Genomic DNA, 23396 nt, shown 5'->3' with positions numbered 1-23396 from the left:
GCTCAACCTTTCATAGCGTTTAAAGAATCAATGTCTAAGCTCTTGTATTTTTTAAACCACAAAATCACCAAGCCCAAACCAATAGCCACCTCACTAGCAGCAATAGCGATAATAAAGAGCGCGAACATCTGTCCGTCTAAATTGTGTGTGTATTTAGAGATCGCTACAAAACCGATATTGATCGCATTGAGCATGATTTCTGTAGAAAAAAAGAGCAACAGAATGTTTTTGCGTTTCAGCATGCCCGCTAAACCAATGCAAAAGAGCAACCCTGAAACAATCAAATAGTGGTTCAACCCTATCATAGAGATTCCTTTATAAATTGCGTGTGATTTTTCCCATGGATTTTTTGAATCCCTGTAGCGATGCCTCCAACCATAGCGACTAAAAGCATTAAAGCCGCCGCTTCAAAAGCGATGAGGTAATTGGTAAAAAGCACATAACCAATGGCTTTAATGTTAGGGATTTGCGCATCAATAGCGTTGGAATTGACTTGCTTAGAAAGGTTTTCGCCAATGCTAGGAGCACTTAAAATCAAGGTGAGTAATAGCGCCACGCCAAATGAAAGAACGCACAAGATTTTAGGGCTTTGCTTGCGTTCAATGACTTCTGCAGCGGAGTTGAAAAACATCATGCCAAACGCATACATCACAATGACCGCGCCCACATACACCGTGATTTGCACCACGCCCAAAAACTCAGCGTCCAATAAAAAGAAAAAAGCAGAGATAAAAACCATGCTGCTAGCGAGAGCGGTAATGGCATAGAGAATATTCGTGGTGGTGATCACCACTAACGCCATGCTCAAAGTAAGGATCGCAAAGAAATAAAAGGCAATGGTTTCAAACATTTTCATCTTCCTTATGGCTTTTTGGGTTTGTTGGAGACTCTTCTTGTGATTCTTCTTTTGAAGGCTCTTGGACATAATCTAAAGGGGTGGCTTGCATGCGTTCATTGTAATTAGGGCTTACCGCACCAAAGCCTAAAAACTCGGCATGCGAGCAATTTTTAGCGTCTTGTTCGCTCGTTAAAAACTCGCTTTTAGAGCCGTATTGGGAGCGTTGGGTGCTGGCGTTTTCAAACCGATTCCCCATAACGATCGCTAATTCTGGGCAAACTTCCGCACACAACCCGCAATAAATGCAACGCCCTAAATTGATCGTGTAAGAATCGATCTTTTTGCGGTTGTCTTCGCCCTTATGCGTGATGATCCTTATGCAATTACTCGTGCAAATCTTTTCGCACAGCCCGCAGCCAATACACCTTTCAGAGCCTGAGTCTAAAAGCCGTTGCAAATGATGCACCGCGCGATAACGAGGGCTTAAGGGGAGTTGCTCCATAGGGTAATGGATGGTTACGCTCGGGCTAAAAAATTCCTTGATCGTAAGCCCTAGCCCTTTGAATAGATCCAAACCCAAGCTCGTTTTAATGGTGTCTTTAAATTGCTCGGTCGTGCTATGAGCTTCGGCTCGTTTAGGAAGTTGCTTGTATTCTTGTTTGGCCATAAAACCTCCTTTAAATTAAAATGATAACGCCTGTTAGCACAATATTCAATAACGCTAAAGGCAACATGATTTTCCAGCACATATCCATCAGTTGGTCTGGGCGCACATGCGGATAAGTCGCTCTAACCCACATGGATAAAAAGACAAAAAAGCCCGCTTTAATCAAAATCGCTAAACCTCCAGGGATAAAGCCCCATGCGTTAAACCCGCCAAAAAACACAATAGAAATCACAAAAGAAAAAGCGAATAAATGCGCGTATTCCGCTAAAAAGAACATGCCCCATTTCAAGCCGCTGTATTCGGTGCAATACCCGGCCACAATCTCGGCTTCATGCTCTAACAAGTCAAAAGGGGTCCGATTCAATTCAGCGTAACTAGCGATCAAAAACAAAACAAACGCTAGAGGTTGCTTAAACACAAGCCAGTCTAAAAACCCACCGCTTTGGTAATGATTGATTTCCACTAAAGAGAGCGATCCTACCACCATTAAGGGGGCTAGAATGGTTAAAGTGCTGACCACTTCAAAGCTGAGCAGTTGGATCGTCGCTCTTGCGGAGCCAATTAAAGAGTATTTGTTATTAGAGGCAAGCCCGGCTAAAATAGGCGCATAAATCCCTGCTGAACCCACGGCTAAGAAAAACAAAAAGCCAATGTTAATGTCAGAAATAAGGGGCTTGATCTCATAGCCAAACAGAGTGAAATTAGGGAAAAAAGGGATAGGCGCCATGGACACAAACGCGCTCACCATCGCAATAATGGGCGCTAGCGTGAAAATGAACTTATTCGCACCTTGAGGGATAATGTCTTCTTTGGTGAAAAGCTTAATGCCGTCTGCTGCGACTTGCAAAAGCCCAAAAGGCCCCACATAACAAGGCCCTAAACGGCGTTGGAAATAGGCTAACACTTTCCTTTCAATATAAGTGGCAAAGCCTCCTAAAGCCGAAAAAACAGCGACTAAAATCAAAATTTTAATCAAGGTTTCAATGATATAAGCGCTCATGCTTGCTCCTTTAAATCCACGCTATCAAACACGCCCTCTCTAAAAAAGTTAGAATGGTTTGTCAAAAGAGAAGGCGAAATGACAAACACATCTTGATCCAAGCTTTCATCAAGATACAAAACGCCTGTTAATTCCTCTTCTTCTTTAGATAAAGTGATGTTTTGCCCCACTTCTTTATTCAATTTTTTTAAGAAAGCTTTAGACACATAAATACCAGTCTTTAATTGCAAATTCTCGCTTTTATGGGTAGCGTTATTGAATTGCGTTTCTGGGTATTTTAAATACGCGTTGAAAGCGATTTTTTCTTTTAAAGGCTTGATAGGCTCGCATTCTGTGGTTTCGCATTCTTTAGCGCTGTTTTCAAAATGGCTTGTTCCTAATAAATAGCCTCTGTGATTGACCCTGTCATTAGTGAAATAGTTGGTTAGATAATCAAATTCTATGGCTTTAAAGCCCGCTTCTGTAGGGAGTTTGTGGGTGCATTCTGTGAGATTTTCTTCCACAAAGCCAAAGCCTTGCATAATATCGCTCAAGTCATAGCCCTCAAACCTTAAAGCCGGTTTTAAGGGCAACACACGCCCTTCAATATTGGTGATCGTGCCTTCTAGCTGGTTGAGACTGGGCAAAATAAAATCCACTTTGCTGAGAGCGTCTTTCCCAAAAACCCTATCATCGCTATTGATAGTGAAATCCCCTTGAGCGCGAATGCCTACAATTTTTTCATGTTCAAAAATTTCTTCGCTCAATTGACAAATAGAAGCGATGCCTAAAGCGTTCGCGCTTGGAGGGATAAGAATGAGTTTAACAGCGCTTTTTTGGGCTAACAAACGCAACATTTTAGCGATATTGTGGGCTTGTTTGTGGCTATAAATTTCTTCGCCAACCACCAGCAAGGTGTTATTTGATTTTTGCAAAAGAGCGAGAATTTTTTCATAAGTTTCTAAATTGATGCCCGCTTCTTCAAGCAACAAATAAGTGGTTTTGGTAGGGACTTCAATTTTTTCTTCTTTAACCTCTGTCTTGTTTTCTTCTTGATTTTCTTTTGGGGCAGCTGCTTCTGTTTTATCCTCTTCTTTATTTTCTGCCTTATTTTCTCCAATACTGCACCCTTGCTCAGCTTGTTCTAAAGCTTTTTTTCGCTCTTCTTCTAAGGCTTTAAGAGCCGCTTCATCCACAACACTTTGCTTGGAATCTTCCAAGCTTTTTAGAGCCGCACTTTCAATGTTAAGCATTTTTAAAAGCATGCCTAAAAGGATTTCTTCAGCCCCCACTTCATGGGTGATGCAAAAAGAGCTTCGGCACAAATTCACTAGCGCGTTATCCTTGATAGGGTGCATAGCGATCAAAGAAGCTTTATTGAGCTTGAGGGCGTTATTGATGGCATAGCGCACCAAAGGGTTTTCTGTTTTGATAGAAGATCCTATCGTAACGACTAAATGAGAAGTTTTAATCTCTTCAATGCTGGGGCGTTTAACTTCGCCCAACACTTTTAAAAATTGCTGGAAATGATACGCTTCTTGATTGTAGATTTTAAAATCAAGCTTTTTCCTCAAACGCTCTATTAAAAACGCCTCTTCATTCGTAATGTCCCCACCTATTCGCACCGCTTCGCATTCTTTGAGGGCGTTTTGCGCTTCTTTAAGATTAGTGCTGCCTTTAGGGCTAGAGCTCACATCAAAAGCGAAACGGCCTGCCCCACAAATAGGGTTATGGTAAAAATCATTAAGCACTCTAAAGATTTTAGATTCTTCGCCTAGAGTATCAAAATGGCGCACATCATAAGAAATCAAACACCCGGCTGAGCAATGCGAACAAGTAGAATGGATCTTTTTGAGTTCCCATGCGTTAGCCGTGTAAGCGAAATCTTTATAGCTCAAAGCACCCACAGGGCATACCGCAATGCATTCCCCGCAATCATAGCAAGGCACGCTGCCCACAAAAGAAATAATGCCTTTTTGCTTACGACTCCACACGCTAAAAGCGTCTTTGGACATGCTGTCTTTAAATTTATCCGGAGCATGCAAATCGGCTTTAGTGGCTTTAAGGTTGTTTTCGCCCACATTGTCCTTACAAGTGGTTACGCACCTTTCGCACATGATGCACAAATTAGGATCATACAAGGCTTTTGCCCATGAATCTAGGGCTTTAAAATCATCAGCCACCGCATAAGGTTGGTGCTCTACGCCGGTTAAATGCGTCATGTCTTGCAATTCGCATTCCCCGCTCTTATCGCACACGCCGCACTCTAGGGGGTGGTTGACATCATAAGTTTGCATGATGCTTTTTCTTTCATCCATGAGCGTTGGGGTGTTAGTGAGGATAGTGGCGTTGTTTTTGGCTTTCGTGTTGCAGCTATAAACCCGTTTGCCATCCATTTCAACCATGCACATTTTGCATGCGACTGTGGGCGAGCAACCGCTTAAATAGCAAATAGTAGGGATATAGATCCCAGCGCTCCTAGCAGCCTCTAAAACGCTTTGTCCCTCTTGGCACTCAATTATTTTGCCATTGATATTCATTGTGATCATGAAATTCCTTGAGAGTGGGATAAAATAGGGATATAAGGGTAAGCGTCAAAAAACGCTCCCTCTAAAATCGCAATCAAACCCTTCAAATGGGGGCTTTCTTCTAACTCGCATTCTAGCGTTTTATTGGAGATTTGAAACCCCGCTTTAGAATGCTGGATCTTGTTAGCGATTTTAAATTGCTTGGAAAAAGATAATTTGGGGGTTTCAAGGCTTTTGTAAGAAACATAGACAAACGAGCCGTTAGCCTCACCCATCCGCTCTAAAAGCTCTAAATCTTTTGATTTAAGTTGTGATTCAAAAGGCAAAATGCCCTCTTTAAAGGCTGTTTCTAGCAGCCATTCTTGATCTTTGGAGTCATAAAAAGTGGTTGTTGCGTTTGAATCGTTGCAAGGGATGTGTAAAATTTCTAGGTAGTTTTGCAACCCGCTTAAAAGGGTGTATAAAAAAGCGTTGTCAGCATGCTTAGTGATTTCTCTGTTTAAAACAAGCACCCTTTTTTTTGCTTTAACCATAAGAGCGATAAGTTCTTGTAATTCTTCTTCGCTCATGTTCGCTTCAGAGCTTAAATACCCCACATCAACCTTTTCTAAAACATGCCCTTTTAATTGGGAAGTTTTTTCTAAAATGCCCCTTAAAATCAAAGCCAAAATCGCCGCTTCCGTGTGGATTTCATATGACGCAAAAAGGCAATTTTCTTGCAAGTCTCTTGTATCTTGTAAGGGTCTTAACAAGGCGTAGGGGCGTTTTGATTGGTTAATGCTTCCTAAAATCAATCGTTCGTTTTCATTCAAACAAGCGTTTGAAAACCCTCCAAACAAAACGCACAAATCGCTTTTTTCTAAAAGGTTTAAGCTATCTTCACTCATCTTGTAATGGATTTTAAACCCTTTTTTAAGAGATAATTTTTCTAAACAATAGGCTTCTTTCAAGCTAATTGAAGAGCTTGCGATTAAGGGAGAATTTAAGGGGTTAAAGCCGCTCAAAATCAAGCCTTTTTTCTCACGACAATCGTCCAATCCGCTTGATTGAAACGCAAAGAATTGAGAAGCTCATGCCCTTTAGATTGGATAAATTCAGCGCTCTTAGGGATATTAGAAAAATCCCCCACTTCAAACATGAAAATAGCGACTTCATTAGGTTGCATTTCTTTTTCAATCAATTCTTCTAAGCGTTCAAAAATATCTGCTTTTAAGGGGCGTAAATCAAAGCGTTTCATCTATCCACCTCGCCAAACACCGCATTGGTTGAGCCAATCACGGTTACTGCATCCGCTAAATATTGCCCCACTAAAATATCGCTTAAAGCCCCAATGTGATAAAAGCTAGGGGCTCTGATTTTTAGTCTATGAGGATACGGCTCGCCCTCTGAATGGATAAAAAACCCTAATTCCCCTTTAGGGCTTTCTGTGGGGGCATACACTTCCCCAACGGGCGGGCGCATGCCTTGAGCCACTAAAACAAAATGCTGCATCAAGGCGTAGTTTTGCGTCATTATATCTTCTTTAGGGGCGGAAATATAATGCGGGTTTTGAGCCATGATAGGCGTATCGGTTTTTGCATACATGGGAATGAGTTGTTCAATGATGCGAATGCTTTCATCAATTTCTAACATATACAAACAATACCTATCATAACTATCGCCATAATTGCCCACCGGCACATCAAAATCAAGCTCTTTATAAAGCTCATAAGGTTCTTCTTTTCTAATGTCATAAGCGATCCCAGTCCCTCTTAACATGATACCGCTCATGCCCCAGCTTTGCGCCATTTTGGGCGTTACAACGCCCACATTTTCCAAACGCATCCGCCAAATGCGATTCTTATCCAATAAGCCTTGAATGAGTTTTTTGCATTCCCTCATTTCGCCTAAAAACTTTTTCAAGCCTTCTAACCAATTAGGGGGTAAATCTAAAGGCACGCCCCCAATCCTTATAGCGTTATGCGTGAGCCTAGCCCCGCAATAATCCTCCATCAAATCCAACCCGTATTCCCTCGTTTTAAACGCATACAAAAACACGCTCATCGCCCCCACATCTAAAGCATGCACGCTGATAAAAAAGATGTGTGAAATCATGCGGTTAAGCTCTAGTAAAATCGTGCGGATCACTTGCGCTCGGCGCGGGATTTCTAAATTGAGTAAGGTCTCTACCGCATAAGCGTAAGCGTAATTATTGCTGGTAGAAGAAGTGTAATCCAATCTATCAGTAGTGGGCATGTATTCGTTATAGGTCATGTTTTCGCCTAACTTTTCACAGCCTCTATGCAAGTAGCCAATTTCAGGGGTAGCTTTAATGATTTTTTCGCCCTCTAATTCCAAAATCAAGCGCAATTGCCCATGACTACTGGGGTGTTGGGGGCCAAAGTTTAAAATCATTTGGTTGTCGTCATGTTCAAAAATGACGTTTTCAAACTGAGGGTTGAGTTTCGTGAAATTTTGAGCCATTTTATAGCCTCTTTTTTAAGATAGTGGGGGCGATTTTGTGCAAATCTTTGACAAAAGGGATTTTCTTAAACGCATGCTTTTCTTCTACTTCTTTTAATTCTTCGCCTTTGCCCTGCTCATAGCCAATTTTGGCGAAATTGAAAGTGTCTTTTTCATCCACTCTTGCACTGTCTCTCTGCTCTTTACCCACCACTTCTCGGTATTCTTTGCCAAAAATTTTATCCACTTCATACCATTGAGCGAATTCATCGCCTTTGAGCGGGTAAGAACGCAATAAGGGGTGGCCTACCCAATCATGCGGCATGATAAGGCGTTTCAAATAGGGGTGTTTGTCAAACACAATACCAAGCATGTCATACGCTTCCCTTTCGCTCCAATTAGCCGAGCGGTATAAAAAACTCAAAGAATCCACGCTCTCATTAGGCAACAAAACGCATTTCACGCGCACCCTACGGCGGTTCTTACAGCTATCGCTAAAGCCCACGAATTGATAAAACAATTCAAAATGCCCTTTTTTAGCGCACAAATCTATCGCGCTCATTTCGCTCAAACACTCATAACCCAAATGCCTTAAAATCGTAGCGACAGAAAAAATATCGTCTTTTTTGATCCAAAACACAGCCGTGTTAGTCTCTATGTATTTGTCTAAAATTTCATGCTTGTAAGAAAGGTGGTTGTAAATGACCTCATAAGCGCTGCCCTCTAAATATTTTTTAGGGGTGGGTTCTATGATTTTATAGGGGTCATGCTGGCGCGATTGTTTTTGCACATCTTCATAGGGGGATTGTTTTCTTACCATCACACTAACCTTTTAGGAGCGTCTTGTTTGATCGCTTTAGAGCGTCTGATTTTATCTTGCAAAACCATAAGAGCGTATTGTAAAGTTTCTGGGCGTGGTGCGCAACCGGGCAAGTAAATATCCACAGGAACGATCCTGTCCGCTCCTTGAACGGTCGCATAAGTGTTGAACATCCCACCTGTGTTAGCGCAACTCCCCATAGAAATCACCCATTTAGGTTCAGGCATTTGATCATAGAGCCTACGCATAAACTCGGCATGTTTTTTAGTGAGCGTGCCAGCGATGATCATCACATCCGATTGCCTAGGGCTCGCTCTAAAAATCGTGCCAAATCTGTCAAAATCAAACCTTGAACCCCCTGTCGCCATCATCTCAATCGCGCAACACGCCAAGCCATAGGTTAAAGGCCAGAGCGAATTAGAACGCCCCCAATTCAATAATTTATCCAAAGTGCTTAGAACAACCGGTGCTTGTTGCATTATTTCACCTCTAATTTTTGCCAGCTCAAAGCGTTTCGCTTTAAAGCGTAAATAAAACCAATGGTTAAAAAGAAGACAAAGCCTAGCATTTCAACGAGCCCAAACAAGCCTAATTTTTTAAAATCAATCGCCCAAGGGAACATGAAAACGATTTCTACATCAAATAAAATAAAAAGCATAGCCATGATATAGAAATGATGGGACACTCTATTAGGCTGCTTGAGAGCCACAGGCCCGCATTCATAGGGAGCGAGCTTGAGCTTTTCGCCCTTTTTTTGAGCCATTTTACGGCTTAAAAACCTTTGAATCCTTAAGGTTAAGTTAAACACCCAAAAGGTGAATACCAACAAAACAAAAACGCCAAAATAGGGGTGATTCAATGCTTCTGTGGCTTGTTGCATCAGACTCTCAAACTCCTTTAATTACTAGCAAATGACAAAGCCAATTAAACCATGTTTTTGCTAATCGTTAGCTGAAAAAATAAAAATTATTTTAACATTTCTTAAGAAGCCATTTCTATGAGTTTGGGCATTAAATCTTGCATGGCATGCACCGCGCTTTCATTAATGCATTGGATATTCTGGGGCAAACGGGCGTTTTTAGCCTTAGGGTCAATGTAATAAATGAGGGCGTCTTTATGCGCATGCGTGTAGAGGCCAGCGGCGGGATAGACTTGCAAAGAAGTGCCAATGATGATTAAAAGGTGCGCTTGTTTGACTAAAGAAATCGCTTCCTTAAGCAAAGGCACCTCTTCGCCAAACCACACAATATCAGGGCGTAATTGCGATTTGTCTTTGGCCAAGTCGCCTAAATTCAAGTCCTTTTCCCACCTATAAACCAAATTAGGATCTTTTTCGCTGCGAACGCTTAATAATTCCCCATGCAAGTGCAAAATGCGAGAAGAACCCGCCCTTTCATGCAAATCATCTACATTTTGGGTGATGATATTAACTTGATAGTGTTTTTCCAATTTTGCTAAAGCCTTATGGGCTTTGTTAGGATAAACTTCAAAAAGCTGTCGGCGCCTTTGGTTGTAAAAATCCAACACCTTTTGCGGGTTCTTTTTCCAACCATAAGGCGAAGCAACTTCCATGATGTCATGCCCTTCCCACAAGCCATCAGCGTCCCTAAAGGTTTTAATCCCGCTTTCTGCTGAAATGCCAGCCCCGCTTAAAATCACTAAATTTTTCATGTTTCCTCCTTGATAATTTCAATATGAGTGCCGCTGAATTTGTCATGCAAAAAAAACTTAAAAATAAAAGGCGCAACAAACCCTATAAGTAACCCCATGCTTAACACCCACAAAACAAAGCGCCACAACGCTAAAAAAAATCCCACTTCTTTACCATTATTTTTGACTAATCTAAAATGAGCGTAACGCATGCCAGGGCTTTGGGATTTAAAAGCGATAAAAAAGCTGTGCGTTAGGGCGTAAAAAAGCAGGCATAAAAAAATCGCGCTCTGGTTTTCCCTAAAATCCTTCGCGCTCCCTAAAATCGCATAAGTCATTATATAAAGCATGGGGGTATAAATCATAAAAATATCGGTGATGAAGGCCTTTAAGCGTAAAGAGAGATACAGCCCTTTTAAAGGGCTTTCTAAAACGCGTTTTTTTTCTGGGGTTTTATTTTTTTTGGTTTTTTTAGTTGCCACGACTTCCTGGCTTTATAGCAACGCTAGTAGCGCATAAAGGGCAAGAACTAGGCTTGTGCATGTCAAAAACAAAATCTTCTAAAGCAAAAAGGGGCAAATGGCTAGGCAAACACGCACCCTCTTGGGCTTTCAAATGAGAATGGGTGCGTTTGCAAATGCCCCGATTGGCTAAAGCGCCAAAAGCCACGATTTGAGCGCCCTTTTCTTCTAAAACTTTAGCGCATTCCATGGCGGATTTTCCCGTAGTGATAATGTCCTCACACACTAAAATTCTTTCGTTTTTTTTGACTTCAAAACCACGCCTTAACGCCATGACATTATCCACCCTTTCAGTGAAAATAAAACGCACGCCCAAAGCCCTTGCAAGCTCATACCCAGCCAAGATCCCCCCAATAGCAGGTGAGCACACGCATTCAATATTCAAATGGGCTTCTTTGATCTGTTTGGCTAATTCTTTGGCTAATTGTTCGGCTAGTTTGGGATCTTCTAAAACTTTAGCGGATTGCAAATAATAATTAGAATGAAACCCGCTACTGAGCAAGAAATGCCCCTCTAACAGCGCTTTAGCGTTTTGATAACATGCCTTAATATCCATTTTAGACCTTTAAAATCGCGTCTTCTTTGTTTTTCACGCTTTCATCAATTGTTTTAATGGCTTCATCGGTGATTTTTTGGATCTGCTCTTGGGCTTTTTTGCTTTCATCTTCGCTGATTTCTTTGTCTTTTTCTAATTTTTTTATCTTGTTGTTAGCGTCTTGGCGGATATTCCTTACAGCCACTTTAGCCTTTTCGCCCATTGCTTTGGCATCTTTTGCGATGAGTTTTCTTTGATCGGTTGTCATGGGCGGGAAAAAAAGCTTGATCGTTTCGCCGTCGTTATTAGGATTGACGCCAATATTGGCTTCTTGAATGGATCTTTCAATTTCTTTGAGCAGGTTTTTTTCCCATGGGCTGATTTGAATGGTGGTCGCATCCAAGCTCATCACGGAGCCGACTTGATTTAATGCGGTGGGCGTGCCGTAATAATCCACTTTGATGTGATCTAAAATATTGACTGAAACTTTCGCGCTCCTTAGAGTGGAAAAATCTCTGCTTAAAGCTTGAACGCTTTTTTGCATTAGATCTTTGGTTTCGTTATAGATGGCTTGTAACATTATTTTTCATCCTTTTTTTGGTTGGTATGGGCGTTGGTTTGCGTTGCATGCGTTTTAGGCTTTTGGTGGGTGGTTGGGGGCGTTTTGGCGTTCTCTTTGGTTTTTTCAACACCCTTTATACTATTTTCTTTGGTATCATTTTTTTTATTCTCTTCATTCTTTTTGGGGCTTTCAACAGAAAGTGCTTTGGCTGGCTCTTTAGGAAGTTCGTCAGGCGTTTGTTGTGGCATTAAAGGATTAGTTGGGGCTTGCTCTAAAGGATTGAGCGTTGGGTTTAGTGTGGGATTGAGCGTAGGGTTAAGCGTGCCGGTGGCAGGGACTAGGGGCGAAAGCTTAGTTTTAGTTTCATCTAAAATGCTTTTGCCGTATTCTTTGTTGTAAAAATAGCCCAAAGCGATGGTGTTGATGACAAATAACAGCCCTAAAAACATGGTCAATTTCGCCATAAAGCTTGCGGGCCCTTTAGCGCCAAATAAAGAATCGTTGCTCCCGCTATAAGCCCCTAAGCCGATGCTAGAACTTTTTTGCAACAAAACCACCACCACAATCAATACCGCTAAAACAATTTGTAAGCCTAACAGAGCGCTTGTCATAAACACTGATTCCTTAAATCCCTAAAATTTAGAAAAAATTACGCTTGATCTTATCTAAAATTTGCTAAGAATACACTAAAATTTAGTTTTAATTTCAAGCGTGGCGCGTTAAGGGCGGTGGTGTTGGACTCTTTTCATTCATCTAATCAGCATGCATTCAATCAGCATGCATTTAATCAGCATGCCAAAACTTATCACCTCTTCGCCCATATTCAGCAACAAATCGCTATCTGTCTTGTTCAATTTTTAAAACAAAAACATTACGCTAAAGTTTTGGATTTAGGATCAGGGAGTGGGGCTGTTTTTAACGCTTTAGAGCGGCAAAATATTGTGATTGAAGACTTTATCGCTTTGGATAATTCCATAAACATGCTCAAATTACACCCCACGCATTCTATCAACATTCAAAAAATCTCTTTAGAGCATGCGGATTTTGAAGAACATGTTTTTTGCGATTACGATCTGGTTGTGTCCTCTTCATCTTTGCAATGGGCAAGGGATTTAAAAAGCGTTTTAGAAAAAATCGCTCTTTCTAGTAAGGAGGCTGCTTTAGCTATCCATACGGATTTTAGTTTGCATGAAGTGCATGAATTTTTAGGCACGCCTTCGCCTTTAAGGGATCTCAAAACGCTCAAATCCTTGATCAAAAACGCTTTTAAACATTTTCAAATAGAATTAGAAAACAAGCGCTTCGCTCTTTATTTTAACCGCAAACAAGACTGCTTGAATTACCTTAAAAAATGCGGTCTTTTAGGGGGTTCAACGCTGAGTTTCAAGCAAAAAAAACATTTTTTCCAAAACATGGCGTTTGAAAAATTGAGCTATGAAGTGTTACTCTTTTCAGGGATCAAGCGTTCTTAAAAACCAAGATAAATTAAAATATTAAAATTAGGTGGTTACAATAACACTAACTAATGAGCGAGAAACAACATGCAAAAAAAACGAGTCTTTTCAGGCATCCAACCGACCGGGCAAATCCATTTGGGCAACTATTTAGGAGCGATCAAGCATTGGGTAGAGATGCAAGATGAATATGAAAACCTTTTTTGTGTCGTCAATTCGCATGCGATCACCCTACCCATAGATCCTATATTTTTAAAATCCCAAACCTATGAGTTAGTCAAATTGCTTTTAGCTTGCGGGATTAGCCCTAAGCAATCGGGGTTATTCATTCAAAGTGAAGTGGATGAGCACCCGGCTTTAGCGTGGCTATTAAATTGTCAGGTGTCTATGGGGGAAATGCAAAGAATGACGCAATTCAAAGACAAGTCTTTAAAAAACCCTAAAAGCGTGAACGTGGGGCTTTTCAATTACCCTATTTTGATGGCGTCAGATATTTTGTTATACCAAAGCGATTTAGTGCCAGTGGGCGAAGATCAAAAACAGCATTTAGAGCTCACACGAAACATTGCAGAAAAATTTAACAGGGATTTTGGGAACTGCTTTAAAGTGCCAGAGCCTTTGATCGCTAAAGTGGGGGCAAGGGTTATGGGGCTAGACGATCCAAAAGTGAAGATGAGTAAATCGCATCAAGGGGCTAACCATGCGATTTTTCTTTTAGATGAGCCGGACATTATTGTGAAAAAAATCAAAAAAGCGGCCACTGATTCTATGGGCGTTATTGCATTTGATGAAAAAAGAGAGGGGATTTTTAACCTTTTAAATATCTACATGCTTTTAAGCGATGAAAGCCCAGAAAACATAGAAGAGCGTTTCAAAAATAAAGGCTATGGGGATTTTAAAAAGGAATTAGCTGAAGTAATGATCCAGGCTTTAAAACCCATCCAAGAAAGATACAAAGAAATCAGCGATGATGAAGTGAGAGCCGTTTTAAATAGCGGCGTCAAAAAAGCCAAACCTTTAGCGCAAGCGACTTACCAAAAGGCTAAAGAATTGATGGGGTTGGTTTAGATGAAAATTTTAGGTTTATGGTTAGGGGTGTTTTGTTTCCTTAAGGCTACGCCTTATTTATATTTGGGCGAAGAACCTAAATATAAAGACAATTTCACGCATTTTGAATACGCTAACCCTAACGCCAGAAAGGGCGGTGTTTTAAGGAATGACGCTATAGGGACTTTTGATAGTCTTAACCCTTTTGCGCTTAAAGGCACTAAAGCCGAAGGCTTGGATCTCATTTATGACACTTTAATGGTGCAAAGTTTGGACGAGCCTTTTGCAGAATACCCCTTAATCGCTAAAGACGCAGAAGTGGCTAAGGATAACAGCTATGTGATTTTTACGATAGATAAAAGAGCGAGATTCAGCAATAACGCTCCCATTTTAGCGAGCGATGTGAAGTTTAGCTTTGATACGATAATGAAATTAGGATCGCCTCTCTATCGGCAGTATTACCAAGACGTTAAAAAGGCGGTTGTTTTAGACAAACACCATGTTAAATTCATTTTCAAAACCACTGAAAATAAAGAGTTGCCTCTCATTTTAGGGCAGTTGCAGATCTTTTCCAAAAAAGCGTTTCAAAAGGATTATTTTGAAAAAAACCCCTTACTCATTCCTGTTTCTAGCGGTCCTTATGTGATCGCTTCTTTTGATGTGGGCAAGAAAATCACCTACCAAAGAAACCCTAATTATTGGGCGAGGAATTTGCCTAGCCGAAAGGGGCAATTCAATTTTGATGAGATCAAATTTGAGTATTATAAAGACGAAACCATTGCTTTACAGGCTTTTTTAAGCGGGGCGTATGATTGGCGCATTGAAAGCACGGCTAAAATTTGGGCTAGGGGCTATGTGGGGAAAGCTATGGATAATAAAAAAATCACTAAATACCTGATAGCCCATAAAATGCCAAGCGGCATGCAAGGGTTTTTCTTCAACACGCGCCGGGAAATTTTTAAGGATAAAAGGGTGCGTGAAGCCTTATTTTATGCGTTTGATTTTGAATGGGCGAATAAAAATTTGTTTTTTTCGCAATACAAACGCACCACTAGTTTTTTCAGTAACTCTGTCTATGCGTCCCCCTCTCTTCCAAGCCCTGAAGAAAAAGTTCTGTTAGCCCCTTATGAAAAGAGTTTAGATGAAAGGGTTTTTAAAGAGCCTTATGTCGTGCCTAGAACCGATGGGCCTGATGTTTTGGGCTATAATTTGAGGGAAAATTTAAAATACGCCCAAAACCTTTTAAAAAGCGCGGGCTTTTCTTACAAAAACATGCGTTTAGTGGATAAAAATAACAAGCCCTTTAGTTTCACTTTGCTTTTAAACAGCCCAGCCTTTGAAAGACTGGCCCTAGCCTTTGCTAAAAACTTAAGGGTGTTGGGGATTGAAATGAAAATCCAAAGAGTGGATTTAAGCCAGTATGTCAATCGGGTCAAAAGCTATGATTTTGACATGATTGTAGGAGTGATTGGCCAATCGTCTTTCCCGGGTAATGAGCAACGCTTTTATTTTGGCTCTTTGAGCGCTAAGGAAAAAGGCACAAGGAATTATGCGGGAATCTCTAGTAAAGCGGTAGATGATTTGATTGAAAAAATCATTAACGCTAAAGATTATAAGGAACAACTAGCCGCCATTCAAGCGATGGATAGGGTGCTGTTGTGGGGGTTTTATGTGATACCGCATTTTTATTTGCCTAATTACAGGATCGCAGCGTATAATTACATTGGCATGCCTGAAGTTAGCCCTAGCTATGGATTTTCGCCGTATTTGTGGTGGATAAAAAAAGAAAAGGATCTTCAATGATTGCTTACATTCTTAAACGCTTGCTTTTGATTATCCCTACTTTATTGGCCATCATGACGATTAATTTCTTTTTGATCCAATCGGCTCCTGGAGGCCCCATAGAACAGATGATGGCTAAAATCAATAACACGCAGTCCAAAGAAACCCAAGGTCTTGTTAAAGAGCGTTCGTATAGGGCGTCTCAAGGGTTGGAGAGCGATTTGTTAGAAAATTTAAAAAAACTCTATGGTTTTGACAAGCCTATAGGGGAGCGCTATCTTCTCATGCTCAAAAAATATCTGCAATTTGATTTTGGGGAGAGCTTTTATCGCCAGATTAAAGTGATAGACTTGATTAAGGAAAAATTGCCGGTATCCATTTCTTTAGGGCTTTTTAGCACGCTTTTGATTTATCTTATTTCCATCCCTTTAGGGATTTTTAAAGCCAAACGCAATAACGAGCCTTTAGACGTGTTAAGCAGTGTGGTGATTATCGTTGCTAACGCTATCCCGGCCTTTTTGTTTGCGGTGGTGTTGATCGTGTTTTTTGCTGGGGGGAATTATTGGCACTGGTTCCCTTTAAAAGGGTTGGTGAGCGATAATTTTGAAAGTTTGAGCGCGTTAGGTAAAATCAAGGATTATTTATGGCATATCACTTTGCCTGTCCTTTGCATTTCTTTAGGGGGTTTTGCAAGCCTTACGCTTTTAGTGAAAAACTCCTTTTTAGATGAAATGGGCAAACTTTATGTACTGAGCGCTAAGGCTAAGGGTTGTTCAGTGGGGCGTATTTTTTATGCGCATGTGTTCCGCAATGCGATTTTATTAGTGGTGGCGGGTTTCCCGCAGGCTTTTTTGGGCATGTTTTTTAGCTCAAGTTTGTTGATAGAGATTGTTTTTAGCCTAGACGGGTTAGGGCTTTTAGGGTATGAAAGCATTGTGAGTAGGGATTATCCTGTCGTGTTTGGTTCGCTTTATATTTTCACGCTTTTAGGTTTGGTAGCGAGTTTGATAAGCGATTTGCTCTGCGTGGTGATTGACCCTAGGATTGATTTTGAAAAGCGTTGAGGGTAGGAATGAAAACTGAGATGAAATCTTCTTTAAAACTTTTTATGCAGCCTTTGTTGGTGGTTTTAGCGTTCATGTTGTTGTATGCTTTAGCGCATGCTGCGCTTGGTTTTTATATGAAAAAAGACAGCGCTCCAATAAGCCCAAATGTAGAAAAAACCGAGACAGAGCATCAAAACGGCACGCTTTCGCCCAGACAAGAAGAAGCCAACACGACCACAACCGCCACAGAAGAAAACCCCACCAAAGACACAGCGCCACCTTTAGACACAGCCGTGCAAAAACAAGAAATTAAACAAGAGCAAGAAAAAGAAAATGAGTCTAAACAAAACAGCGTCCCGCCCGTTCAAAAGAATCAAAAAACCCCCACAACCCCCTTAATGGGAAAAAAACCCCTAGAGTATAAAGTCGCAGTCAGTGGCGTGAATGTGCGCGCTTTTCCTAGCATTAAAGGTAAAATCATTGGCTCGCTCACCAAAGATAAAAGCGTGAAGGTTTTAGAAATCCAAAACGATTGGGCTGAAATTGAATTTTCTCACGAAACAAAGGGCTATGTGTTTTTAAAACTTTTAAAAAAGGCTGAATGAAAGAATAATGAACTTAAAATCGTTTGGGGTTTTTGGGAATCCCATTAAACATTCCAAATCGCCCTTAATCCATAACGCTTGTTTTTTGACTTTTCAAAAAAAATTAGGGTTTTTGGGGCATTACCACCCCATATTACTCCCTTTAGAAAGCCACATCAAAAACGAGTTTTTGCATTTGGGATTGAGTGGGGCTAATGTAACCTTACCTTTTAAAGAAAGGGCGTTTCAAGTTTGCGATAAAATCAAGGGCATCGCACTTGAATGTGCTTCAGTCAATACGCTTGTTTTGGAAAATGATGAGCTTGTGGGTTACAATACCGACGCTTTAGGGTTTTATCTTTCTTTAAAGCAAAAAAACTATCAAAACGCTCTGATTTTAGGCTCTGGGGGGAGCGCTAAAGCCCTAGCGTGCGAATTAAAAAAACAAGGCTTACAAGTGAGCGTGTTGAACCGCTCTGCTAGGGGATTGGATTTTTTCCAACGCTTGGGCTGTGATTGTTTCATAGAGCCTCCTAAAAGCGCTTTTGATTTGATCATTAACGCTACTTCAGCGAGTTTGAATAACGAATTGCCTTTGAATAAAGAGGTTTTGAAAGGGTATTTTAAAGAGGGCAAGCTCGCTTATGATTTGGCGTATGGGTTTTTAACGCCCTTTTTGTCTCTAGCCAAAGAGTTAAAAACCCCTTTTCAAGACGGGAAAGGCATGCTCATCTATCAAGCTGCTTTAAGTTTTGAAAAATTCAGCGCTTCTCAAATCCCTTATTCAAAAGCGTTTGAAGTCATGCGAAGTGTTTTTTGATGCAAGGGTTTTTAAGAAGCCTGTTTTTTGGGGTTAAAAAGATCCCTAAACGATTCGCTCCCCTAGTAGAAAAGGGCGTTTTAAAAGAAGCGCTTCAATCAAACAAGGATCGCTATTTTTTAAAAGAAGGCTTTGATATAGGCAAAGTTGAAAAAGTAAAAGATAAGGCGTTTTTCATTTCTTTGGCGAAAAATTACCCTAAAGACCCTTTAATCAAAAACTTACCCCCATCTTTTAAAACAGACGCTTTGATTTTATGCCAAATAGAATGTTCTAAAAAACGCCCCATAGCCTTTTTTAAAGCCGCTCTTTTTGATGTGCAAGACACGATGATAGCTTACTTGGCTAAAGAAAAAAACCAGATTGTGGCTATCCCTTTTAAAGAGCCTTTTAAAAAACCTATTTCTTTAAAGCACAGCCAAAGATCCTTGTTAGCATTGCCTAGGCATTGCGTGGTAAAGATCGATCTTAAAAAGCGTGAAATCAGCGAAATTTTAGGGGCTTTAGAAGACCCTTTAATAGATGAAAACCTTTCTTTAAGCCTTTTTGACAGAGTGAAGGATTTTTCAAAAGATTGTTTGAATTTAGCCCAACATTACGCGCAACTTAAAGCGAGCGATTTTAAAGACAGGATCAATTATTCTCACATCCCTTTTATCACCATTGACCCCAAAGACGCTAAAGATTTTGACGATGCGATTTTTTATGACCAAGAAAAAAGGGTTTTGTTTGTGGCGGTTGCTGACGTGAGCGAATTTGTGCCGAAATATTCCAGTTTGGATAAGGAAGCTAGGCTTAGGGGCTTTAGCGTGTATTTCCCTAATAGCGTCTATCCCATGTTGCCTTTGAGTTTGTCTCAAGGGGCATGCTCACTAAAAGCGTTTGAAAAACGCCTGGCTTTAGTGTATGAAATCCCTTTAGATAATTTGAAAAACGCCCGATTATCTCAAGGCGTTATTGAAGTTAGGGCTAATTGCACTTATGAAGAGATCAATCATTTTTTAAGGGCTAATCAAAGCGCTTTAGATAAAGATTTGCAACAAAGCCTTTTAGGGTTTTTAGAAATGGCTTTGAAATTAAAAAAGGAGCGTTTAAAAAAGGGGTTTAATTTCAATTCCTTTGAAAACAAGCTGTATTTAAATAAAGAAGGGCGTATAGAAAAAATTGAAACAGAAAAAGAAAGCGATGCCCACACCCTTATAGAAGAAGCCATGCTCTTAGCCAACCAGTCTAGTGCGAGGTTATTAGATGAGCATTTTCACAATAAGGGGATATACCGCACCCATAAAGAGCCAAGTTTAAAGCAGCAAAAACGCCTCTATGCTAAGCTTTTTGATTATGAGATTGTGCGCCCTAAAAACATGGGCTTTTTTCCTTTTTTAGAGCATGCTTTAAAGATAGCCAAAGAAAAGAGTATAGAAAGAGAAGTTTCACGCTTGATTATTAAGTCTCAAAATTTAGCCCTTTATAGCCTCATGCAAGAAAGCCATTTTGGTTTGGGGTTTGCCAGCTATACGCATTTCACTTCGCCCATTAGACGCTACAGCGATCTAGCCTTGCACAGGCTTTTAAAAGAATTGTTATTCCATCAAGCTAAAGGTTGCTCGTATTTGTTAGAAGAAACGCCTGAATTATGCGCTGAGTTGAACGCTTTACAAAAAAAAGTTGCTTTGATTGAAAGGGATTTCATCAAGCGCAAATTCGCCCGCTTGGCTTTAGAGTTTTTAGAAAAAGAGTTTTTGGGCGTGGTTTTAGAGGTTAAAGATTGGGTAGTGGTGGGGTTAAAAGAATTTATAGGGCTTAAAGTTTTAATCAAAACGAACAAGGTTTTTAAGCCGTTAGAAAAGGTGCGCGTTACAATCACGCATGCGGATTTGATTTTAGGGCAAGTTAGAGGCGAAATCACAGAAAGGATTAAAGAGCATGTATCGTAAAGATTTGGACCATTATTTAAAACAACGCCTCCCTAAAGCGGTGTTTTTGTATGGGGAGTTTGATTTTTTTATTCATTATTACGCTCAAACGATTAGCGCGCTTTTTAAGCTCAGTAACCCTGACATAGAAACTTCGCTTTTTTATGCGAGCGATTATGAAAAAAGCCAGATTGCGACCCTTTTAGAGCAGGATTCTTTATTTGGAGGGAGCAGTCTAGTCATTTTAAAACTGGATTTTGCGCTGCATAAGAAATTTAAAGAAAATGATATCAATCTTTTTTTAAAAGCTCTAGAGCGGCCTAGCCATAACAGGCTTATCATAGGGCTTTATAATTCTAAAAGCGACACCACCAAATACAAATACACTAGCGATGCTATCGTTAAATTTTTCCAAAAAAGCCCCTTGAAAGATGAAGCGATCTGTGTGCGCTTTTTTACCCCTAAAACTTGGGAGAGTTTGAAATTCTTGCAAGAAAGGGCTAATGTTTTACAATTAGACATCAGCAGCCATCTTTTAAACGCTCTTTTTGAAACCAATAACGAAGATTTAAGCATTTCATTTAACGATTTAGACAAGTTAGCGGTTCTAAATACGCCCATCACTTTAGAAGACATTCAAGAATTAAGCTCCAATGCGGGGGATATGGATTTACAAAAGCTCATTTTAGGGCTTTTTTTGAAAAAAAGCGTGCTTGATATTTATGATTATTTGTTAAAAGAGGGCAAAAAAGATGCGGATATTTTAAGGGGGTTAGAGCGGTATTTTTACCAGCTTTTTTTATTTTTCGCCCACATCAAAACAACCGGTTTAATGGACGCTAAAGAGGTTTTAGGCTACGCTCCTCCTAAAGAAATTGCCGAAAATTACGCTAAAAACGCCTTGCGTTTGAAAGAAGCCGGCTATAAGAGGGTTTTTGAAATTTTTAGGTTATGGCACATTCAAAGCATGCAAGGGCAAAAGGAATTGGGCTTTTTGTATTTGACCCCCATTCAAAAAATCATTAACCCTTGAAAAATGCTGAAAGGTGTTAATAAAACTAAATTTAATCCAAAAACAAGCGAAAGCAAGGTATAATCAAAAGTTTTTTAGACCTTGCTCTTTTTTAGTAAAAAAAGGGCTATACAACCACAAGGAGAATGGATGAGGCATTATGAAACGATGTTTATTCTCAAACCTACTTTAGTAGAAGAAGAGATTAAATCCAAAATTGAATTTTACAGAGAAGTGATCACTAAGCATCACGGCGTGATTGAAACGAGCCTGGATATGGGCATGCGTAATTTGGCTTATGAAATCAAAAAGCACAAAAGAGGCTATTATTATGTGGCGTATTTCAAAGCAGAGCCGTCCATGATTTTAGAGCTTGAACGATTGTATCGCATCAATGAAGACGTGTTGCGTTTCATTGTGATCAAATACGAAAGCAAAAAAGAGGTAGAAGCGTGGCATGCGTTAGTGGATAGGGCTAATAAAAAGCCATCACACGCTAAAGAAAAACACGAAAAAACCGAACACACGCATTCTCACCACACAGAGGAAGCAGAAAGCGTAGGATCTCATAGCGAATAAGGGCTTATCATGTTTAATAAAGTGATTATGGTAGGGCGTTTGACTAGGAATGTGGAGTTGAAATATTTGCCTAGCGGTTCGGCTGCGGCTACAATAGGTTTAGCCACAAGTAGGCGTTTTAAAAAGCAAGACGGCACGCTAGGCGAAGAGGTGTGCTTTATAGATGCGCGTTTGTTTGGGCGAACGGCTGAAATCGCTAACCAGTATTTGAGCAAGGGTTCAAGCGTTTTGATAGAAGGGCGTTTGACTTATGAGAGTTGGATGGATCAAACGGGCAAAAAAAATTCCCGCCACACTATCACGGCGGACTCGTTGCAATTTATGGATAAAAAGTCAGACAATCCCCAAGCAAACGCCATGCAAGATAGCATGACGCATGAGAGTTTCAACAACGCTTATCCCGCTAATCATAACGCTCCCAGCCAGGATCCTTTTAACCAAGCCCAAAGCTATGCGCAAAACGCTTACGCTAAAGAGAATTTACAAGCACAGCCGTCCAAGTATCAAAACAGCGTGCCTGAAATCAATATTGATGAAGAAGAAATCCCCTTTTAAGGGTTAAAATTAAGGAGACATTATGGAAAGAAAACGCTATTCAAAACGCTATTGCAAATACACCGAAGCTAAAATCAGCTTTATTGACTATAAAGATTTAGACATGCTCAAGCACACGCTATCAGAGCGCTATAAAATCATGCCAAGAAGGTTGACAGGCAATAGCAAAAAGTGGCAAGAGAGGGTGGAAGTAGCGATCAAAAGAGCCCGCCACATGGCTTTAATCCCCTACATTGTGGATAGGAAAAAAGTCGTGGATAGCCCTTTTAAACAGCACTAAATTTTTGATTAGGGCTAATAGGGGGCATGCCCTTTTAATCTTATTTAATCTTATTTAATCTTGGCTTGGCTTTTATGGAGCGCTAGCGGTAAAAACGATAAAAAGCCTTTTTAAGACAAAATGAAAAAGCTTGATTTTAGCGGTGATTTCTTAAGCGTTATTAGTGGGAATGTTATTTTAAAATACCCCCTTAAGAGTCTTACAACCAAAACTAAAGCGATCCCATTTAAAATATCCCCTTAAGAGTTTTATAACCAAATTCAAAACGATCCCAGCAAGCAATCAAACCCCCATTTTATCCCTATTAAACCCTATTTTAAAACCTTTTTAATAATTGAGAATAGTTCCAAAACACCCCAAAATCTTTTTTTTTTTTTTTTGAAACAACAAAACGCCAAATTAGTGCAAAAATCTTATCAATCCATGCTATATTAACGAAAATCTTGTGATAAGATCTTATAATCTTACAAGACTCACCTAACCATTTTAATTTCAAGGAGAATATGATGAAAAAAACCCTTTTACTCTCTCTCTCTCTCTCTCTCTCGTTTTTGCTCCACGCTGAAGACGACGGCTTTTACACAAGCGTAGGCTATCAAATCGGTGAAGCCGCTCAAATGGTGAAAAACACCAAAGGCATCCAACAGCTTTCAGACAATTATGAAAAGCTGAACAACCTTTTGAACAATTACAGCACCCTAAACACCCTTATCAAATTATCCGCTGATCCGAGCGCGATTAACGACGCAAGGGATAATCTAGGCTCAAGCTCTAGGAATTTG

Annotated in this window: 28 protein-coding genes; 12 read left to right on the top strand and 16 right to left on the bottom strand. The window is 40.2% G+C overall.

All coding sequences use genetic code 11. From position 1 onward, the window contains the following. Positions 1–2: 2 nt before the first annotated feature. The 16 genes from nuoK to secG form a co-directional block, all read right to left on the bottom strand. Positions 3–305 (bottom strand): NADH-quinone oxidoreductase subunit NuoK, encoded by a 303-nt coding sequence (gene nuoK, locus EAL49_RS07600; RefSeq protein WP_000579759.1) that lies wholly within the window; start codon positions 303–305, stop codon positions 3–5. Continuing rightward, complete coding sequence (locus EAL49_RS07595; protein WP_120829676.1) at positions 302–850, bottom strand: NADH-quinone oxidoreductase subunit J; 549 nt, start codon at positions 848–850, stop codon at positions 302–304. The genes nuoK and EAL49_RS07595 overlap by 4 nt, the downstream gene beginning before the upstream one ends. Next, entirely contained in the window at positions 843–1505 is a 663-nt protein-coding gene (gene nuoI, locus EAL49_RS07590; protein ID WP_120829675.1) for an NADH-quinone oxidoreductase subunit NuoI, read from the bottom strand. The genes EAL49_RS07595 and nuoI overlap by 8 nt, the downstream gene beginning before the upstream one ends. 10 nt (positions 1506–1515) lie before the next feature. Beyond that, positions 1516–2505 carry an NADH-quinone oxidoreductase subunit NuoH gene (gene nuoH, locus EAL49_RS07585; RefSeq protein ID WP_120829674.1) on the bottom strand — a complete coding sequence of 330 codons (990 nt, stop codon included), beginning with the start codon at positions 2503–2505 and terminating at the stop codon, positions 1516–1518. After that, positions 2502–5033, bottom strand: coding sequence for an NADH-quinone oxidoreductase subunit G (locus EAL49_RS07580; protein ID WP_120829673.1), 2532 nt, complete (start codon positions 5031–5033; stop codon positions 2502–2504). The genes nuoH and EAL49_RS07580 overlap by 4 nt, the downstream gene beginning before the upstream one ends. Next, positions 5030–6016: a hypothetical protein gene (locus EAL49_RS07575; RefSeq protein WP_120829672.1), complete on the bottom strand. Its 987-nt coding sequence runs from the start codon at positions 6014–6016 to the stop codon at positions 5030–5032. Before EAL49_RS07575 ends, EAL49_RS07580 begins: the two co-directional genes overlap by 4 nt. A gap of 2 nt (positions 6017–6018) precedes the next feature. Further along, positions 6019–6249 carry an NADH-ubiquinone oxidoreductase subunit E family protein gene (locus EAL49_RS07570; RefSeq protein ID WP_000819164.1) on the bottom strand — a complete coding sequence of 77 codons (231 nt, stop codon included), beginning with the start codon at positions 6247–6249 and terminating at the stop codon, positions 6019–6021. Beyond that, positions 6246–7475 carry an NADH dehydrogenase (quinone) subunit D gene (gene nuoD / locus EAL49_RS07565; RefSeq protein WP_120829671.1) on the bottom strand — a complete coding sequence of 410 codons (1230 nt, stop codon included), beginning with the start codon at positions 7473–7475 and terminating at the stop codon, positions 6246–6248. Before nuoD ends, EAL49_RS07570 begins: the two co-directional genes overlap by 4 nt. Before the next feature lies 1 nt (position 7476). Next, entirely contained in the window at positions 7477–8274 is a 798-nt protein-coding gene (locus tag EAL49_RS07560; protein WP_001862738.1) for an NADH-quinone oxidoreductase subunit C, read from the bottom strand. Beyond that, positions 8274–8753: a NuoB/complex I 20 kDa subunit family protein gene (locus tag EAL49_RS07555; RefSeq protein ID WP_001183508.1), complete on the bottom strand. Its 480-nt coding sequence runs from the start codon at positions 8751–8753 to the stop codon at positions 8274–8276. The genes EAL49_RS07560 and EAL49_RS07555 overlap by 1 nt, the downstream gene beginning before the upstream one ends. Further along, on the bottom strand, positions 8753–9154 hold the full coding sequence (locus EAL49_RS07550) for an NAD(P)H-quinone oxidoreductase subunit 3 (RefSeq protein WP_001183540.1): 402 nt from the start codon (positions 9152–9154) through the stop codon (positions 8753–8755). Before EAL49_RS07550 ends, EAL49_RS07555 begins: the two co-directional genes overlap by 1 nt. A gap of 101 nt (positions 9155–9255) precedes the next feature. Continuing rightward, positions 9256–9945 carry an SIR2 family NAD-dependent protein deacylase gene (locus EAL49_RS07545; protein WP_120829670.1) on the bottom strand — a complete coding sequence of 230 codons (690 nt, stop codon included), beginning with the start codon at positions 9943–9945 and terminating at the stop codon, positions 9256–9258. After that, entirely contained in the window at positions 9942–10406 is a 465-nt protein-coding gene (locus tag EAL49_RS07540; protein ID WP_120829669.1) for an RDD family protein, read from the bottom strand. The genes EAL49_RS07545 and EAL49_RS07540 overlap by 4 nt, the downstream gene beginning before the upstream one ends. Further along, positions 10396–11001: an orotate phosphoribosyltransferase gene (pyrE, locus tag EAL49_RS07535; protein ID WP_120829668.1), complete on the bottom strand. Its 606-nt coding sequence runs from the start codon at positions 10999–11001 to the stop codon at positions 10396–10398. The genes EAL49_RS07540 and pyrE overlap by 11 nt, the downstream gene beginning before the upstream one ends. 1 nt (position 11002) lies before the next feature. Next, positions 11003–11560 carry a ribosome recycling factor gene (gene frr, locus EAL49_RS07530; RefSeq protein WP_120829667.1) on the bottom strand — a complete coding sequence of 186 codons (558 nt, stop codon included), beginning with the start codon at positions 11558–11560 and terminating at the stop codon, positions 11003–11005. Next, positions 11560–12153, bottom strand: a complete 594-nt coding sequence (gene secG, locus EAL49_RS07525; RefSeq protein ID WP_162973139.1) for a preprotein translocase subunit SecG — start codon at positions 12151–12153, stop codon at positions 11560–11562. Before secG ends, frr begins: the two co-directional genes overlap by 1 nt. A gap of 123 nt (positions 12154–12276) precedes the next feature. On the opposite strand from secG, the gene EAL49_RS07520 reads away from it, so the two are divergent. From EAL49_RS07520 to EAL49_RS07465, 12 genes are all read left to right on the top strand, one after another. After that, positions 12277–13014 carry a methyltransferase domain-containing protein gene (locus EAL49_RS07520; RefSeq protein WP_120829681.1) on the top strand — a complete coding sequence of 246 codons (738 nt, stop codon included), beginning with the start codon at positions 12277–12279 and terminating at the stop codon, positions 13012–13014. Positions 13015–13083: 69 nt separating this feature from the next. Continuing rightward, positions 13084–14064 carry a tryptophan--tRNA ligase gene (gene trpS / locus EAL49_RS07515; RefSeq protein WP_120829665.1) on the top strand — a complete coding sequence of 327 codons (981 nt, stop codon included), beginning with the start codon at positions 13084–13086 and terminating at the stop codon, positions 14062–14064. Further along, positions 14065–15846, top strand: a complete 1782-nt coding sequence (locus EAL49_RS07510) for an extracellular solute-binding protein (RefSeq protein WP_120829664.1) — start codon at positions 14065–14067, stop codon at positions 15844–15846. Then, positions 15843–16889 carry a microcin C ABC transporter permease YejB gene (locus tag EAL49_RS07505; protein ID WP_025449955.1) on the top strand — a complete coding sequence of 349 codons (1047 nt, stop codon included), beginning with the start codon at positions 15843–15845 and terminating at the stop codon, positions 16887–16889. The genes EAL49_RS07510 and EAL49_RS07505 overlap by 4 nt, the downstream gene beginning before the upstream one ends. A gap of 8 nt (positions 16890–16897) precedes the next feature. Then, positions 16898–17476, top strand: coding sequence for an SH3 domain-containing protein (locus EAL49_RS07500; RefSeq protein ID WP_120829663.1), 579 nt, complete (start codon positions 16898–16900; stop codon positions 17474–17476). A gap of 7 nt (positions 17477–17483) precedes the next feature. Next, positions 17484–18275: a shikimate dehydrogenase gene (locus EAL49_RS07495; protein ID WP_120829662.1), complete on the top strand. Its 792-nt coding sequence runs from the start codon at positions 17484–17486 to the stop codon at positions 18273–18275. After that, positions 18275–20209, top strand: coding sequence for an RNB domain-containing ribonuclease (locus EAL49_RS07490; protein WP_120829661.1), 1935 nt, complete (start codon positions 18275–18277; stop codon positions 20207–20209). Before EAL49_RS07495 ends, EAL49_RS07490 begins: the two co-directional genes overlap by 1 nt. Continuing rightward, positions 20199–21221: a DNA polymerase III subunit delta gene (holA, locus tag EAL49_RS07485; RefSeq protein WP_120829660.1), complete on the top strand. Its 1023-nt coding sequence runs from the start codon at positions 20199–20201 to the stop codon at positions 21219–21221. The genes EAL49_RS07490 and holA overlap by 11 nt, the downstream gene beginning before the upstream one ends. Positions 21222–21350: 129 nt before the next feature. Next, complete coding sequence (gene rpsF, locus EAL49_RS07480) at positions 21351–21779, top strand: 30S ribosomal protein S6 (RefSeq protein ID WP_001216748.1); 429 nt, start codon at positions 21351–21353, stop codon at positions 21777–21779. Between the two features lie 9 nt (positions 21780–21788). Next, positions 21789–22334: a single-stranded DNA-binding protein gene (locus tag EAL49_RS07475; protein ID WP_120829659.1), complete on the top strand. Its 546-nt coding sequence runs from the start codon at positions 21789–21791 to the stop codon at positions 22332–22334. Between the two features lie 22 nt (positions 22335–22356). After that, positions 22357–22614, top strand: coding sequence for a 30S ribosomal protein S18 (gene rpsR, locus EAL49_RS07470; protein ID WP_000440196.1), 258 nt, complete (start codon positions 22357–22359; stop codon positions 22612–22614). Positions 22615–23120: 506 nt separating this feature from the next. Beyond that, the coding region (locus EAL49_RS07465) for a SabA family sialic acid-binding adhesin (RefSeq protein ID WP_341466557.1) at positions 23121–23396 on the top strand (276 nt) is incomplete at its 3' end.

It is taken from the genome of Helicobacter pylori (genome assembly GCF_003637665.1).
Lineage (GTDB): Bacteria > Campylobacterota > Campylobacteria > Campylobacterales > Helicobacteraceae > Helicobacter > Helicobacter pylori_CK.
The sequence above is the reverse complement of the archived record's forward strand: the minus strand, read 5'-3'. Positions and strand labels throughout refer to the sequence as shown.

Excerpts from the sequence above, each read along its gene's own strand:
- nuoK (WP_000579759.1), bottom strand. The coding sequence starts at position 305 with ATGATAGGGTTGAACCACTATTTGATTGTTTCAGGGTTGCTCTTTTGC.
- EAL49_RS07595 (WP_120829676.1), bottom strand. The coding sequence starts at position 850 with ATGTTTGAAACCATTGCCTTTTATTTCTTTGCGATCCTTACTTTGAGC.
- nuoI (WP_120829675.1), bottom strand. The coding sequence starts at position 1,505 with ATGGCCAAACAAGAATACAAGCAACTTCCTAAACGAGCCGAAGCTCAT.
- nuoH (WP_120829674.1), bottom strand. The coding sequence starts at position 2,505 with ATGAGCGCTTATATCATTGAAACCTTGATTAAAATTTTGATTTTAGTC.
- EAL49_RS07580 (WP_120829673.1), bottom strand. The coding sequence starts at position 5,033 with ATGATCACAATGAATATCAATGGCAAAATAATTGAGTGCCAAGAGGGA.
- EAL49_RS07570 (WP_000819164.1), bottom strand. The coding sequence starts at position 6,249 with ATGAAACGCTTTGATTTACGCCCCTTAAAAGCAGATATTTTTGAACGC.
- nuoD (WP_120829671.1), bottom strand. The coding sequence starts at position 7,475 with ATGGCTCAAAATTTCACGAAACTCAACCCTCAGTTTGAAAACGTCATT.
- EAL49_RS07560 (WP_001862738.1), bottom strand. The coding sequence starts at position 8,274 with ATGGTAAGAAAACAATCCCCCTATGAAGATGTGCAAAAACAATCGCGC.
- EAL49_RS07555 (WP_001183508.1), bottom strand. The coding sequence starts at position 8,753 with ATGCAACAAGCACCGGTTGTTCTAAGCACTTTGGATAAATTATTGAAT.
- EAL49_RS07550 (WP_001183540.1), bottom strand. The coding sequence starts at position 9,154 with ATGCAACAAGCCACAGAAGCATTGAATCACCCCTATTTTGGCGTTTTT.
- EAL49_RS07545 (WP_120829670.1), bottom strand. The coding sequence starts at position 9,945 with ATGAAAAATTTAGTGATTTTAAGCGGGGCTGGCATTTCAGCAGAAAGC.
- pyrE (WP_120829668.1), bottom strand. The coding sequence starts at position 11,001 with ATGGATATTAAGGCATGTTATCAAAACGCTAAAGCGCTGTTAGAGGGG.
- frr (WP_120829667.1), bottom strand. The coding sequence starts at position 11,560 with ATGTTACAAGCCATCTATAACGAAACCAAAGATCTAATGCAAAAAAGC.
- secG (WP_162973139.1), bottom strand. The coding sequence starts at position 12,153 with ATGACAAGCGCTCTGTTAGGCTTACAAATTGTTTTAGCGGTATTGATT.
- trpS (WP_120829665.1), top strand. The coding sequence starts at position 13,084 with ATGCAAAAAAAACGAGTCTTTTCAGGCATCCAACCGACCGGGCAAATC.
- EAL49_RS07510 (WP_120829664.1), top strand. The coding sequence starts at position 14,065 with ATGAAAATTTTAGGTTTATGGTTAGGGGTGTTTTGTTTCCTTAAGGCT.
- EAL49_RS07505 (WP_025449955.1), top strand. The coding sequence starts at position 15,843 with ATGATTGCTTACATTCTTAAACGCTTGCTTTTGATTATCCCTACTTTA.
- EAL49_RS07500 (WP_120829663.1), top strand. The coding sequence starts at position 16,898 with ATGAAAACTGAGATGAAATCTTCTTTAAAACTTTTTATGCAGCCTTTG.
- EAL49_RS07495 (WP_120829662.1), top strand. The coding sequence starts at position 17,484 with ATGAACTTAAAATCGTTTGGGGTTTTTGGGAATCCCATTAAACATTCC.
- EAL49_RS07490 (WP_120829661.1), top strand. The coding sequence starts at position 18,275 with ATGCAAGGGTTTTTAAGAAGCCTGTTTTTTGGGGTTAAAAAGATCCCT.
- holA (WP_120829660.1), top strand. The coding sequence starts at position 20,199 with ATGTATCGTAAAGATTTGGACCATTATTTAAAACAACGCCTCCCTAAA.
- rpsF (WP_001216748.1), top strand. The coding sequence starts at position 21,351 with ATGAGGCATTATGAAACGATGTTTATTCTCAAACCTACTTTAGTAGAA.
- EAL49_RS07475 (WP_120829659.1), top strand. The coding sequence starts at position 21,789 with ATGTTTAATAAAGTGATTATGGTAGGGCGTTTGACTAGGAATGTGGAG.
- rpsR (WP_000440196.1), top strand. The coding sequence starts at position 22,357 with ATGGAAAGAAAACGCTATTCAAAACGCTATTGCAAATACACCGAAGCT.